Below are 13,456 nucleotides of genomic sequence, written 5' to 3' on the forward strand. Positions count from 1 at the left end.
CGCTACGAGATGGTGGACACATACCGGGGCGAGGCCCCCGCACCCCCTGCCGAGGAGCCGCGCGGCTGCCTCTTCGCGCTGTCGCAGCCGCCCCTGATGATCTTCCTGACGGTGGTCGGCGGTCTGCTGCTGATGGCCGCCCTGCACGACCTCTTCCTGCTGTGACCGGTGCGACGGTCGCTCAGCCCGCCGCCTCCCGGCGCCTGGCCCGGTACGCCGCGACGTGCAGGCGGTTACCGCAGGTGCGGCTGGAGCAGTAACGGCGCGAGCGGTTGCGGGACAGGTCGGCGAACGCGTACCGGCAGTCCGGCGCCTCGCACCGGCGCAGCCGCTCCTGCTCCCCGGCCACGACGATGAAGGCCAGGGCCATGCCGCAGTCGGCGGCGAGGTGGTCGGAGACCGACGCGTCCGGCGCGAAGTAGTGCACGTGCCAGTCGTACCCGTCGTGGTCGGTGAGCTGCGGCGTGGTGCCGGCCGCCGCCACCAGCCGGTTGACGAGTTCCGCCGCGGTGCGCGCGTCGGGCGCGGCGAATATCTCCGCGAACCGCTCGCGCACCGCGTGCACCGCGCGCAGGTCCTTCTCGTCGAGCACCCCCACGCCGCTGATGTGGTGCCGCTCGGCGAAGCCGTAGAGCGCCTCGACGTCCGCGAGCCCGTCGTCGCGCCCGCTCTCCGGCGCGGTGTTCACCAGATCCACCACCGTGTCGAGGGCGATCCGGGTGTCGTGTGGGATCAGCACGCTTCGCTCCCTGGCCTCCGGCGGGCGGGCGCCCGCCGATGGCGGAAGACTCTACTGGCTCGGCCCGGACCCACCCGGCCCCGGTAGGGTCCCGCCCGCCGCCACGGCCGGTGCCCGCCGCCACGCCCTGCGGGGGCGCGGCTTCGCCGGAGGGCCGCCCGGAACCCCGCCGCGGGGCCCGCGGGGCCTGTCTGCGGGGCCTGTGCGGACCGGTGGGGCCTGCGCCGGGGCCCGGGCGGGGCTCCAGGGCCCGGTTGCGGCGCCCGGCCGGTCCTGCGGAGCCCCGCCGGGCCCGGGAGGCCCGCGGAAGGGCCCGTACGGACGGCGGGCCCGGCACCCGGACGCGCCCGTGCCCGCTGGCCCCGGACGCGACGGCGCCGCCGCCGCGGTGGGTTCCGCGGCGACGGCGCCGTCGTCTGCCGTATGAGGTTGTCCGCGCGACGCCGTCTCCCCGAGTCGGACGGCGTCCCGCAGCTCTCGGCCTGGCTCAGCTCTCGGCCAGGATGTGTGAGAGCTCCGTATCGAGGTCGAAGTGACGGTGCTCGGTACCGGGCGGAACCGCGGCGTCGGTCCTCTTCAGGAACGACTCCAGGGCCCGCGCCGGGGCTTCCAGCAGTGCTTCGCCCTCCGGGGAGCTCAGCGCGATACAGACGACGCCCTGACCGTGGCTACGGGATGGCCAGACGCGGACGTCTCCGGTGCCGGTGGGCCTGTGCAGCCCCTCGGCGAGGAGGTCACGGGCGAAAACCCACTCGACCGTCTCCTCCGCTCCGGTGTGGAAGGTGGCGTGCACGGCATAGGGATCGGCCGTGTCATACCGCAGGCCCGCAGGTACAGGCAGTGAGGACTCGCTCGACACAACGAGGCGCAGGTGCAGCTCGCAGCTGACCGTGGTGTTCATAAGCGCCAGGGCCTTTCGCTCAGTGTGCGCTCGGGGATTCGCACGTCGGCGAAATCGACATGCCACCTACGGTGGCGTTGTAAACCCCTCTGACCCATTTGTGACGCTTCGGCCCCCTCGTCCAGCGGTGTGTAACTTTGAGTCATGCGTCCATTCCGGTGACGCGAGCCGTTCCGGTAGGTTGGGCATCATGAACGCGGAGAGTGACGAGCGGAAGAAGGAGGCCGCCGCGCCGGCGGCCTCGGGATCCGCTGCGGGGGACGGGCGGACGGCGGACGGGAAGCCGGAGGAGCGGGAGCTGGGATCGCGGGCGCCCGCGTACATCCGCTCCTCGCGGGTGCTGCTGGTGAGCTGGCAGGTGGGGATCTTCGTCGTGGGCCTGGCGGTCGTCGCCGCCGGTGCCGCGATGCTGGTCCTGCCCGGACCGGGCTGGCTGGTGATCTTCGGAGGGATGGCGATCTGGGCGACGGAGTTCGTCTGGGCGCAGCTGGTCCTGCGCTGGACCAAGCGCAAGGTCACCGAGGCCGCCCAGCGGGCTCTCGACCCCAAGGTGCGGCGCCGCAACATCATCCTGACCACCCTCGGACTCGTGATCATCGCCGTGCTGGTGGGGGTCTACGTCTGGAAGTTCGGCATAGTCATGCCGTGGAAGATCGATCAGTGACCCGGAAGTGGTCCGGGAGCACCGCTGACATGGGGTAATGTTTGCGGTGCGCCGGGGCGATTAGCTCAGTGGGAGAGCGCTTCGTTCACACCGAAGAGGTCACTGGTTCGAACCCAGTATCGCCCACCCCGTACCGATGGCCGGAAGTCTCACCGAGGCTTCCGGCCATCGGCGTTCGTGCGTGTGGTCCACCCGGAGGCAGGCCCCGCCCCCGCGGGAGCCCCGGCCCCGCCGCGCGGGCCCGCCCTGCCGGCCGCCGCCCCGGCCGGCGGATCCTCCGGGCCGGTCGTCCGGCAAATTTTCGTCCGAACCGTTGACGTGTCCGTCCCCGCTCCCTACGTTGACCCGGCAAGCGCTTTCTAAAACGATTCAATGCGAATGGACGGGGGCGAGCCATGTCTCGGAACAACGGCATCGACCGGCGGCAGATGCTGAAGCTGGCCGGTCTCTCGGCGGCCGGGCTCGGACTGACGGCGGCCGGGTGCGGCTCGGGGAGCAGCGGTTCCGGGGGCACGGTCACCATCCGGCACTCCTGGTGGGGCGCCGACGACCGGGCGAAGAAGGTCCAGCAGTGCGTGACCCTCTTCGAGAAGAAGCACCCGAAGATCAAGGTGAAGACGGACTTCCAGCAGTACGCGGACTTCTGGAAGAAGTTCAACACCCAGGCGGCAGGCGGCAACCCGCCCGACGTCATCCAGAACGCCGTGACCTTCCTGCGCAAGTACGAGGCCAAGAACGTGCTCCTCGACCTCAAGCCCCAGGCGGAGAAGGGGAACCTGGACCTCACCGGCTTCCGCGCCGGGCTGGAGAAGTTCGCGGAGATCGACGGCAGGCTGTTCGGGGTGCCGGTCGGCAGCAACTCGATGGCCCTGGTCATCGACGAGAAGGTCTACGAGAAGGCGGGCGTCGCCCCCGGGGCCGGCTGGACCTGGGACGACTGGTACGCGGGCATGCAGAAGATCAAGAACGGCCAGGGCATCGCCGGCGACGCGGGACCGCACGGGGTGATGTACCTCTACGACCTGATGCTCCGCCAGAACGGCAAGGCGTTCTTCACCGAGGACGGCATGGGCTTCGGCGAGGCCGAACTGCTGCCGTACTGGACCGAGGCCCTGGCGCGGGTGAAGTCGGGCGTCTACGCCGACCCCAAGAAGGTCGAGCAGATCAAGCCCGCCTCCGCGACCGCCAAGGGGCTCTCCGCGGGGGAGTTCACCTGGGACAACTTCTCCGTGCGCTACAGCGCCGAGGGCAAGAGCAGTTACGGCCTGGCGCCGATCCCCACCACCGACGGCAAGAGGACCGGCCAGTACCTGGGCTCGCTGATGCTCAGCGGGTCGGCCCGCACCAAGCACCCGGCCGAGGTCGCCACCTTCATCAGCTTCATGACCCACGACCCCGAGGTCGCCCGCATCATGGGCTACGACCGCGGCGTACCCGCCACCACCGCCCAGTTCGAGGCGTACGAGCCCGCCGACGCCCCCAACAAGGCGATCGGCGCCTACGAGACCGCCATCGCGGACGCGGGGGTCCTGGAGCCCATCACCCCGCACCCGGCGGGCGCCGACGTCATCGAGGCCGCCTTCCTGCGCATAGGCACCGACCTGTCCCTGGGCAAGAGCTCGCCGGAGGAGTCCGTGAAGCAGTTCTTCTCCGAGGCGAAGACCGCCCTCGCCTCGAACTGAGAGGACCGCGGTGACTCACATCCAGACCTCCCCGGGCGCGCGCGCCCCGGAGGCCGGCGGCCCCGTCGGCAAGCGGAACGGCCCCGGGGGGAGCGGGCCCCCGGCCGGCGCGCCGAAGCGGCCCGGGGGCCGGGAGAACCTGACCGGCTACCTGTTCATGTCGCCCTGGATCGCCGGCTTCCTGTTCCTGGTCGCCGGGCCCATGGTGTTCTCGCTGTACCTCTCGTTCACCGAGTACAACCTGTTCGACGCGCCCCGCTGGGTCGGCCTGCAAAACTTCACCGACATGTTCGCGGACCCCCGCTGGCGCCAGTCGGTCGAGGTCACCTCCTGGTACGTGCTGATCGGCACCCCGGTCAAGCTCGCCGCCGCGCTCGCCGTCGCCATGCTGCTGGCGCAGAAGCGGTGGGGCCAGTCCTTCTACCGGGCGGCCTTCTACGCCCCCTCGCTGATCGGCGCGAGCGTGTCGGCGGCCATCGTCTGGCGGGCGCTGTTCTCGGACGACGCCCTCGTCGACCGTACGCAGAAGGTGTTCGGCATCGAGGTGGGCGGCTGGATCGGCGACCCCGAGATGATCATCTACGCGCTGGTCGCGCTGACCGTCTGGCAGTTCGGCGCACCGATGGTGATCTTCCTGGCCGGCCTCAAACAGGTGCCGCGCGAGCTGTACGAGGCGGCCGAGGTGGACGGGGCCGGCCGCTGGCGCCGGTTCTTCCACATCACCCTGCCGATGATCTCGCCGGTGCTGTTCTTCAACGTCCTGCTGGAGACCATCCACTCCTTCCAGGTCTTCGGCTCCGCCTACATCGTCTCCAACGCCACTTGCGGGCCCGCCGACGCCACGCTCGTCTACACCTGTTACCTGTATGAACAGGGCTTCGTGAACAGCCGCATGGGCTTCGCCTCCGCCATGGGATGGCTGCTGCTCGTCGCCGTGGGCCTGGTCACCGCCGTCCTGTTCTGGTCCCAGAAGCGCTGGGTGCACTACGAGGAGGGCGGCCGATGAGCCTCCTGACAGCAGCCGTACGACGCCGCGGGCCGGGCGCCCTGGCCTGGCACCTCGGCGCGCTCGTGCTCCTCGCCGTGGTGCTCTACCCCGTGGTGTGGACCATCGGGGCGTCCTTCAAGCCGAGCGCGGACATCATCGGCGCGCTCGACCTGTTCCCCGCCGACCCGGTCACGGACAACTACACCCGCCTGACCGAAGGCATCGCGGACATCCCGATCTCCACCTTCTTCCTGAACTCGGCCTACATCGCCGTCGGTTCGGTCATCGGTGTGGTGCTGTCCTGCTCGCTGACGGCGTACGCCTTCGCCAAGGTCCGCTTCGCCGGCCGCAACGCCATGTTCGCCGTCATGATCGGCACCCTGCTGCTGCCGTACCACGTGCTGATCATCCCGCAGTACGTGATGTTCCAGAAGCTGGAACTGATCAACACCTTCACCCCGCTGCTCATCGGCAAGTACCTCGCCACCGACGCCTTCTTCGTCTTCCTGATGGTGCAGTTCATGCGGGGCCTGCCCAGGGAACTCGACGAGGCCGCCCGGCTCGACGGCTGCGGGCACCTGCGGATCTACTGGTCCATCGTCATGCCGCTCTGCCGGCCCGCGCTCATCACCAGTGCGATCTTCACCTTCATCAACGCCTGGAACGACTTCATGGGCCCGCTGCTCTACCTCAACGAGCCGGACAAGTACACCGTCTCGATGGGGCTCAAGATGTTCATCGACCAGGACGCCGTGGCCGACTACGGCGGCATGATCGCCATGTCGCTCGTCGCCCTGCTGCCGGTGCTGGCCTTCTTCCTGGCCTTCCAGCGCTACCTGATCGACGGCATGGCCACCTCCGGCCTGAAGGGCTGAGGAGGACACCATGAGGAACGGTTCCCGCAAGGCCGCGCGCGGTTCACGGGTGAAGGACCGCTTCGCCCTGTTCGCCGAGTGCATGCTCACCGGGGTGTGGATCGCCGCCGCCGCGCTGCCGCTCGTCACCTTCCCCGCGGCCCTCGCCGCCGGGACCCGGCACCTGCGCCGCCATCTGGCCGGGGAGCGGGGCGGCCTGCGGGAGTTCGCCGCCGACACCCGCGCGGCGGCACGCGGCGGATGGCTGGTCGGCGCCGCCGTGCCGGCCGCCGGAGCGCTGCTCCTGGTGGACCTGGCGGCCGTACGCGCCGGGCTGCCCGGCGGCCCCTTCGTGGGGGCCGTCGGCGTCCTCGCCCTGATCGGGCTCCTCGTCGCGGTGGTACGGGCCGCCGCGCTCTGGGAACCCCGCGCCACCTGGCGGACGCTGCTGGCCGACGCGGGACGGCGCACGGTCCAGGACCCGGCCGGCTCCCTGCTGCTGGTCTGCGGGATGGCCGTCGTCGCCCTGTCCGGCGCCCTCGTGCTGCCGCTGGCCGTCCCCGTCCTCGGGGCCCTCGCCGCCGCGGCCACCGCCGTGGAAGCCCGCCGGCTCGCCCGCTGACCCGGCCGGCACCCCCTCTTCCCCCTGTCGCATGACCCCGATCCGTACGGAGAGAGGCACCACCATGTCCAGGATGCCCCGCAGAACCCTCCTGAAGGCAGCGGCGGCGGCCGGCGCCGCCGCGCAGCTCGGCTGGACCGCCGGCGCCGCCACGGCCACCGCCGCCCCCGGCACGCCGGAGACCGCGGAACCCGTGACCCTCACCTGGCTGGAGTCCGGCGGACTCGGCGCCGCCCCCGGCACCACCCTCGGAGTGCCCTGGCCCCAGGGGCGGCACCCGGGCGACCAGACCTTCGCGCTGGCCACCGAGGACGGCGAGGACGTCCCCGTGCAGACCTGGCCCATCGGCTACTGGCCGGACGGCTCGCTCAAATGGACCGCGCACGCCGTCGGGCCCGAGGTCACCGCCGAGAAGTTCACCCTCACCCCGGGCGCCGCCGCCGCCCCGGCGAACAAGGTCACGGCCGTCCGCAAGGGCGGCACCGTCACCGTCTCCACCGGAGTGATCACCGCGAAGCTGGGCACCGGCGGCTCCGCCCTCGTCAGGACCGTCACCCGCGGCTCCACCGAGATCGCCCGCGACGGCCGGCTCGTCCTGCTCCGCCAGGACGAGATCGAGGACGGCGACCAGGGCGCCTGGAAACACGAGCGGTTCGAGAGCGTCGTCGAGGAGACCGTGATCGAACAGGACGGGCCCGTCCGCGCCGTCGTCCGCATCGACGGCAGGCACCGCAAGGGATCGCGCTCCTGGATGCCCTTCTCCGTACGCCTCTACTTCTACGCCGGCGCCGACTCCTTCCGGATGGTGCACACCGTCACCTACGACGGCACCCAGGAACCCGGCAAGGCGAGCGGCGACTTCGTCCGCGGGCTCGGCGTCCGCTTCACCGTCCCCCTGCGCGACGCCGCCTACGACCGGCACATCCGGATCGGCGGCGACGGCACCGGGCTGCTGCGCGAAGCGGTCAAGGGCATCACCGGCCTGCGCCGCGACCCCGGCGCGGCCGTCCGCGAGGCACAGTTCGCCGGGAAGCGGCTGCCCGACCCCGCCACCTGGGATCAGCGCGTCACCACGCGCCTGCGGTACATCCCCGAATGGGGCGACTACACCCTCTCCCAGCTCTCCGCCGACGGCTTCACCCTGCGCAAGCGCACCGGGAAGGGCCACGGCTGGATCGGCGCCGGCGGCGGACGGCGGGCCTCCGGATTCGGCTACGTCGGCGGGCCCAGCGGCGGATTCTCCTTCGGGCTGCGCGACTTCTGGGAGAAGCACCCCGCCCAGCTCGACATCCGCGGCGCCCACACCGACGAGGCCGAGGTCACCCTCTGGCTCTGGTCACCCGAGGCCCAGCCCATGGACCTGCGCTTCTACCACGACGGCATGGGCCAGGACACCTACCCCGAACAGGTCGAAGGGCTCAACATCACCTACGAGGACTACGAACCCGGCTTCGGCACCCCCTACGGCATCGCCCGCACCAGTGAACTCCTCTTCTGGGCCAACGGGGCCACCCCCGCCCCCGAGACCCTCGCCCGGCAGGCCGAAGCCGTCCGTACCCCGCCCCAGCTGGCCGCCCCGCCCCGGCAGCTGATCAAGGCCAGAGTCTTCGGCGGGCTCTTCTCCGAACCCGACCGCTCCACCGCCGCCAAGTCGAGGATCGAAGACCACCTGGACTTCCTCTTCACCTATTACAAGGACCAGGTGGAGATGCGCCGCTGGTACGGCTTCTGGGACTACGGCGACATCATGCACACCTACGACCCCACCCGCCACCAGTGGTGCTACGACGTCGGCGGCTACGCCTGGGACAACTCCGAACTCTCGCCCGACCTCTGGCTCTGGTACGCCTACATGCGCTCCGGCCGCGCCGACATCTACCGCTTCGCCGAGGCGATGACCCGCCATACCGGCGAGGTCGACGTCTACCACCTCGGCACATGGGCAGGCCTCGGCACCCGGCACGGGGTCCAGCACTATGCCGACAGCGCCAAGCAGCAGCGCATCGCCAACACCACCTACCGGCGGATGTTCTACTTCCTCACCGCCGACGAACGCGTCGGCGACCTCATGCGCGCCAACGTCGACTCCGACGAGACCTTCCTCGCCCTCGACCCCCTCCGCAAGATACGCACCGAGCCCTACACCCCCGACCGCAACGCCCTCTCGATCGGCTTCGGCACCGACTGGAGCGGCCTCGTCTCCGCCTGGCTCACCGAGTGGGAACGGCGCGGCCCCCAGTGGGAGAAGGCCAGGGACCGGGTCCTGTCCACGATGGAGACCATCGCCGCCCAGCCCAACGGCTTCGTCCAGGGCACCGCCCTCTACGACCTCGACACGGGGAGGTTCGCCGTCGCCGGAAAACCCGAGGTGGGGGTCTCGCACCTGTCCGCCATGTTCGGACTGGTCGAACTCAACGCCGAACTCATCGACATGATCGACATGCCGGCGTTCAAGGCCGCCTGGATCGACTACTGCCGCTACTACAACGCCACCAAGGCCGAACAGGCCGCCCGCTACGGCTCCCACTTCGGCACCCTGCTGCTCTTCCAGGGCCACTCGCGCCAGGACGCCTACGCCGCCGTGCAGACCGGTGACGTCACCCTCGCCACCCGGGCCTGGAAGCAGTTCTACGGCAGCGCCGACGCCTGGGACTACAAGGAGGGCACCGACTGGAGCATCAAGGAGATCGACGGCCCCACCGCCCTCGTACAGGGCGGTGAAGCCGCCTGGGTCTCCACCAACTCCACCGCCCTGTACGGCCTCGCGGCCATCCAGAACCTCGCCCTCGTCGGCGACCGGATGCCCTCCTGAGGGCTGTCCGGGACACGCCCCGGACCCGGTGGGGCCGTCCGGCGGACAGGCCCTACCGCATCCGGCCCAGGCTCTCCCGCACCCGGCGCGCGTCGCGCAGCCTCTGCTCGTACGTCGCACCGACGGCGAGCAGCAGCAGCCCGGCGAGCGCCGGGAACGCCCAGCGGGGGAGCGCGTCGAAGACCTGCACCACATGCGGGGCCAGCTCGTGCAGCGCGTCCAGCGCCAGCACCGCACCGCCCAGCACCAGCGGTGCCTGGAGCCTGCGGTGGGCCCCCACCAGCGTCACCGCCAGCGCCGCCGCCCCCAGCACCAGCGGACGCAGCCAGTGCGGGTCGCCCCAGGCGGCCATGAGGCTCGGCACCAGCGTCACCCCCAGCGCCGGGCCGTACGCCGCCCAGGACGACGTCTCCGCGTCCCGGCGGCGGCGCAGGAGACCGACCGCGAAGGCCGCCACCGACACCGGCAGGGTGTAGGCCTCCGGCTCCGCCACCTCAGAGGCCGCCAGCCGTACCCACGACGCCAGGACGAACAGCACGGCGGCCAGATACCCGGCGAACGGCCGCCGCGCGGCCCGCAGCGCCGTCGCGGCCGCCAGCACCCCGGCCAGCGCCAGCACCAGGGCGAGGACCGGCGGACGCGGTACCGCGACCACCACCGCCACCAGCGCCCCGGACGCGCCCGCGCCCTCCACCGAAAGCGCCACCGCGGCCTGCCGCAGCCGCGCGCCCAGCACCACCGTCGCCGCCGGGACCGCCAGCACCACCACCGCGCCGTACGCACCCCAGCCCAGCGACACGCCCACGCACACCGCCGGCACGACCGCGCACAGCACCGCGCCCACCGCCAAGGCCGCCCGCACCACGAGCGCCCCCGCCCGCACCGCCGTCACCGCGCACACCGCGGCCAGCACCAGGAACACCGCGTAGGTGGCGGGCTCCGAGGCCGCCGCGAGCAGCCCCGCGCCCACCGCGCCCGCCCCGGCGCATCCCAGGGCCGTCCCCGTCACAGCGTCCGGCTCCCGCCGTACCGCCCACGCCAGCAGCCCGGCCACCGAGAGGAGTTCCACCGCCACCGCCACCGCGTACGGCGCGTCCGCCACCAGGAGCGCCGCGGGCACCGCGCACCAGACCAGCCCCAGCGCCCCCGCACCGGCGGCCGTACGCACCCGGGCACCCGGAACCGCGCCCGGCGCCCCGGACAGGGCACGGCCCGAGCACAGCCACCCCAGCAGCGCCGCGGCCACCAGCAGCGCCACCGGCGCGGCACCCCCCTGCCACGGAGCCGGCGAACCCGAAGCCGCCCGCAACCCCTCCGGAGCCCCGGACCACGGCCCGGCCGCGGCCTCCACGGGCCCCAGCAGCGCCACCGCCGTCACCGGCAGCGCCCACAGCACCGCCCACCCCGCGACCGCGGCCGACGCCCCCAGCACACCCCCGCCCAGCGGACGCGGCACCGCGCGCACCCGCAGCACCGGCACCAGCGCGGCCGCGCACAGCAGATACACCACCGTCGCCCAGTTCCCCGGCACACCGGGGCGCACCACCCCGCCCACCGCGGCCACCGCGGCCGAACCCGCCACCGCACCGGCAGCCACGGCCCACTCCCTCGGCGCCCGCCACCCGCAGGCCGCCGCCACCCCCGCACCGGCCAGCAGCAGCACGCCCGGCCCGACCGCGCCCGCCACCCCGCCCGCCGACAGCGACAGGAACACCGCGGTCAGCAGGGCCAGGGGTCCGGCGCACCCCGCCCCGGCACCGGCCGTCACCCGCACCGCGAGCCTCCCGCCCCGCAGCACCAGGGCCAGGTCCGCCGCGGCCGTCAGCAGCAGCGCCCACCCGGTCACGAGCGCCGAGGCGTCCGCCGCCGCCGCGCCCAGCACCAGCGGCAGCTGGGCCGCCACCACCGCCGCGGGCAGCGGCAGCCGCAGCCGGCCCAGCACCACGCCGTACACCGCCCAGCCGCCGGCGAGCACCGCGGCGGCCGTCGCCGCAAAGGCCAGGCCGTCCGCGTCCGGAAGCGCCACGGCGTGCAGCGCGTACGCGTCCAGCACCGTCAGCAGCAGCGCCACCGCCGCCAGCGCCTCCGCCGTCGAGGTCAGCCCCCGGCGCAGCAGCGCGGCCGGGGCCGCCAGCGCGCCGGCCGTCACCGCCGCCAGCACCGCCGAACGGCCCGCGATCCCCATCTCGCCCCAGCTGAACAGGGTGAACGCGATCGCGGCGACCGCCAGCAGCAGACCGCCCAGCACCAGCAGCACGTTCTGGGCGCCGCGCCCGCCGGACACGGCGGCGGGCCCGGCGGGCACCGGAGCGCTCCACACGGGCGGCGCCGCCGGGCCGGGTCCGGAGACCGCCCGTGCCGGCGGCCGGGACGGCGGCGCGACGACGGGCCCCAGCACGCTCAGCAGCCAGGCGCGGCGGTGCAGCAGCTGGAGCCGGCGGGCGTCCAGCCGGGCCAGTTCACGGTCGAGGAGCACCAATTCCTCGGCGGGCGGCGGCACATGAGTCATGTACCGGAGTGTCGCGGCGGCCCCGCCGCCGTGCATGCGCTCAGGTACTCAGTTCCGCGGCGGACGCGCCTGAGTAGGGCCGGGACACGCAGACTTGCCCCATGGACCCGAACCACTACCGCTTCACCAGCGTCTGGGAGCTGCCCGCCCCGCCCGCCGCCGTCCACCACGCCCTCGGCCGGCCGGAGGACTACCCGCGCTGGTGGCCCCAGGTCCGCCGGGTCACCCGCGTCGACGACACCACGGCACGGGCGTACTTCCGTTCCTTCCTCCCCTACGGCCTCCGCCTGACCCTGCGCCGCGGCCGGTACGACCCCGCGGCCGGGGTCCTGGAGGCCGTCCTGGGCGGGGACCTCGACGGCTGGGCGCGCTGGACGGTCGCCCCGTACGGGACCGGCAGCCGGGTCCTCTACGAACAGGAGGTGGTCGTCCGCAAGGCGCTGCTGCGCCGGCTCGCCGTACCCGGACGCCCGTTCTTCCGCGTCAACCACACCCTGATGATGCGTGCCGGACGCCGGGGGCTGGCGGCGTGGCTGCGAGCGGTTTGAACACAGGGCGCCGGGCCCTGTATGGTTCAACCCGTTCCCGGGCGATTAGCTCAGTGGGAGAGCGCTTCGTTCACACCGAAGAGGTCACTGGTTCGAACCCAGTATCGCCCACCCGGGGAGAGCCGGTCCGTCAGCAGTACCGACGGGCCGGCTTTCGCGTTCCCCGTGTCTCCCCTGTCTCCGGGCCCTCAGGCCACCGCCGGCAGCGCCGGACGCAGGGGCCACGCCGGGTCCACCGCCTCCGGCGTACCGTTTCTCGCGAACCACGCCTCCAGGCCCCGGGCCTGCGCCGCGTGCCACCCGGCCTGCAGGTCGTGCAGCTCCGCCGGGCTCAGCCCGCCCAGCCGCGAGGAGAACCGGCGCCCCACCGCGCGCACCAGCTCCAGCGAGGCCGTGGCGTCGGCCGCCGCGTCGTGCGCCTCCTCCAGCTCCACCCCGTACAGCCCGCACAGATCCGCCAGCGTGCGGCGGCCCTTGCGGTAGCGGTCCAGATGCTTGTCCAGGACCCGCGGATCCAGCACGCACAAGGGCTTGCCCCCCAGATATCCGGAGAGCGGGGACGCCCGGTGGCGCCGCAACTCCCGGTCCAGCAGGGTCAGGTCGAACGGCGCGTTCATCACCACCAGCGGCCGCCCCGCCGCGCACTGCTCGGCCAGCCCCCGCGCCAGCTCCTCCATCACCGGCGCCGGCCACCGGCCGTTGCGCTGGAGGTGGTCCTCGGTGAGCCCGTGGACCCGCGTCGCCTCCGCGGGGACCGGGACCCCCGGGCTGACCAGCCAGCGGGTGACGCGCGGCCGCCCGCCCGCCGTGTCCTGGAGCACGAGCGCGGCCGACACGATCCGGTCCTTCTCGACGTCCACGCCCGTCGTCTCGGTGTCGAAAGCGGCCAGCGGGCCGTCGAACCAGTGCGTCATCACCGAACTCCTCGCCCGTGAGCGGCAGATGACCCCGTCGCCTCTGCCCGGACCGGTGATACCCGCCCGCCCGGCCGGATACGCCGCCCCCCGCCCCGCCGGAGGCACCGCACACCTCCCCGTACGCCGCCCCGGGTGACCGCCGCCACCCGGGGCGGTATCCCTTTCGCGCAGGGGGCCCGTGGCTCGGTACGATTCGTCTTGCGTCCGCAGGAGGAAGCGG

12 protein-coding genes and 2 tRNA genes are annotated in these 13,456 nt (G+C 72.9%); 10 read left to right on the top strand and 4 right to left on the bottom strand.

All coding sequences use genetic code 11. The annotated features are described in order from the left end of the window. Positions 1–9 precede the first annotated feature (9 nt). Positions 10–165, top strand: coding sequence for a hypothetical protein (locus tag CP967_RS34155; protein WP_167535453.1), 156 nt, complete (start codon positions 10–12; stop codon positions 163–165). A gap of 16 nt (positions 166–181) precedes the next feature. Here the strand turns inward: CP967_RS34155 and CP967_RS28660 are convergent, their stop codons facing one another. Together CP967_RS28660 and CP967_RS28665 are read right to left on the bottom strand one after the other, a co-directional pair. After that, complete coding sequence (locus CP967_RS28660; protein ID WP_150490743.1) at positions 182–739, bottom strand: CGNR zinc finger domain-containing protein; 558 nt, start codon at positions 737–739, stop codon at positions 182–184. Positions 740–1,226: 487 nt separating this feature from the next. Next, on the bottom strand, positions 1,227–1,640 hold the full coding sequence (locus CP967_RS28665; RefSeq protein WP_003959770.1) for an SsgA family sporulation/cell division regulator: 414 nt from the start codon (positions 1,638–1,640) through the stop codon (positions 1,227–1,229). A gap of 190 nt (positions 1,641–1,830) precedes the next feature. On the opposite strand from CP967_RS28665, the gene CP967_RS28670 reads away from it, so the two are divergent. From CP967_RS28670 to CP967_RS28705, 7 genes are all read left to right on the top strand, one after another. After that, the gene (locus CP967_RS28670; RefSeq protein ID WP_150490744.1) at positions 1,831–2,304 is read left to right on the top strand and encodes a TIGR02611 family protein; all 474 of its coding nucleotides are present in this window, start codon (positions 1,831–1,833) and stop codon (positions 2,302–2,304) included. 54 nt (positions 2,305–2,358) lie between these two features. Continuing rightward, positions 2,359–2,430 (top strand) — tRNA-Val (locus CP967_RS28675). Between the two features lie 269 nt (positions 2,431–2,699). After that, the gene (locus tag CP967_RS28685) at positions 2,700–3,986 is read left to right on the top strand and encodes an ABC transporter substrate-binding protein (protein ID WP_150490745.1); all 1,287 of its coding nucleotides are present in this window, start codon (positions 2,700–2,702) and stop codon (positions 3,984–3,986) included. A 19-nt stretch (positions 3,987–4,005) separates the two neighbouring features. Continuing rightward, a complete protein-coding gene (locus CP967_RS28690; RefSeq protein WP_373300382.1) occupies positions 4,006–4,992 on the top strand; it encodes a carbohydrate ABC transporter permease in 987 nt (328 codons plus the stop codon). Beyond that, a complete protein-coding gene (locus tag CP967_RS28695) occupies positions 4,989–5,849 on the top strand; it encodes a carbohydrate ABC transporter permease (protein WP_150490747.1) in 861 nt (286 codons plus the stop codon). The genes CP967_RS28690 and CP967_RS28695 overlap by 4 nt, the downstream gene beginning before the upstream one ends. A gap of 10 nt (positions 5,850–5,859) precedes the next feature. Beyond that, complete coding sequence (locus CP967_RS28700; RefSeq protein WP_150490748.1) at positions 5,860–6,450, top strand: hypothetical protein; 591 nt, start codon at positions 5,860–5,862, stop codon at positions 6,448–6,450. 64 nt (positions 6,451–6,514) lie between these two features. Continuing rightward, on the top strand, positions 6,515–9,262 hold the full coding sequence (locus tag CP967_RS28705) for an exo-rhamnogalacturonan lyase family protein (RefSeq protein WP_150490749.1): 2,748 nt from the start codon (positions 6,515–6,517) through the stop codon (positions 9,260–9,262). Between the two features lie 52 nt (positions 9,263–9,314). Here CP967_RS28705 and CP967_RS28710 read toward each other — a convergent pair whose 3' ends face one another. Continuing rightward, entirely contained in the window at positions 9,315–11,771 is a 2,457-nt protein-coding gene (locus CP967_RS28710; RefSeq protein WP_190175103.1) for an SCO7613 C-terminal domain-containing membrane protein, read from the bottom strand. Positions 11,772–11,872: 101 nt separating this feature from the next. Here CP967_RS28710 and CP967_RS28715 point away from each other — a divergent pair, with 101 nt between their 5' ends. Together CP967_RS28715 and CP967_RS28720 are read left to right on the top strand one after the other, a co-directional pair. Next, the gene (locus CP967_RS28715; protein WP_150490751.1) at positions 11,873–12,319 is read left to right on the top strand and encodes an SRPBCC family protein; all 447 of its coding nucleotides are present in this window, start codon (positions 11,873–11,875) and stop codon (positions 12,317–12,319) included. Between the two features lie 39 nt (positions 12,320–12,358). Continuing rightward, positions 12,359–12,430 (top strand) — tRNA-Val (locus CP967_RS28720). A 77-nt stretch (positions 12,431–12,507) separates the two neighbouring features. On the opposite strand, the gene CP967_RS28725 is transcribed toward CP967_RS28720, so the two are convergent. Beyond that, positions 12,508–13,233: a 3'-5' exonuclease gene (locus CP967_RS28725; RefSeq protein WP_150490752.1), complete on the bottom strand. Its 726-nt coding sequence runs from the start codon at positions 13,231–13,233 to the stop codon at positions 12,508–12,510. Positions 13,234–13,456 lie beyond the last annotated feature (223 nt).

The sequence above is a fragment of the Streptomyces nitrosporeus genome, from assembly GCF_008704555.1.
Lineage (GTDB): Bacteria > Actinomycetota > Actinomycetes > Streptomycetales > Streptomycetaceae > Streptomyces > Streptomyces nitrosporeus.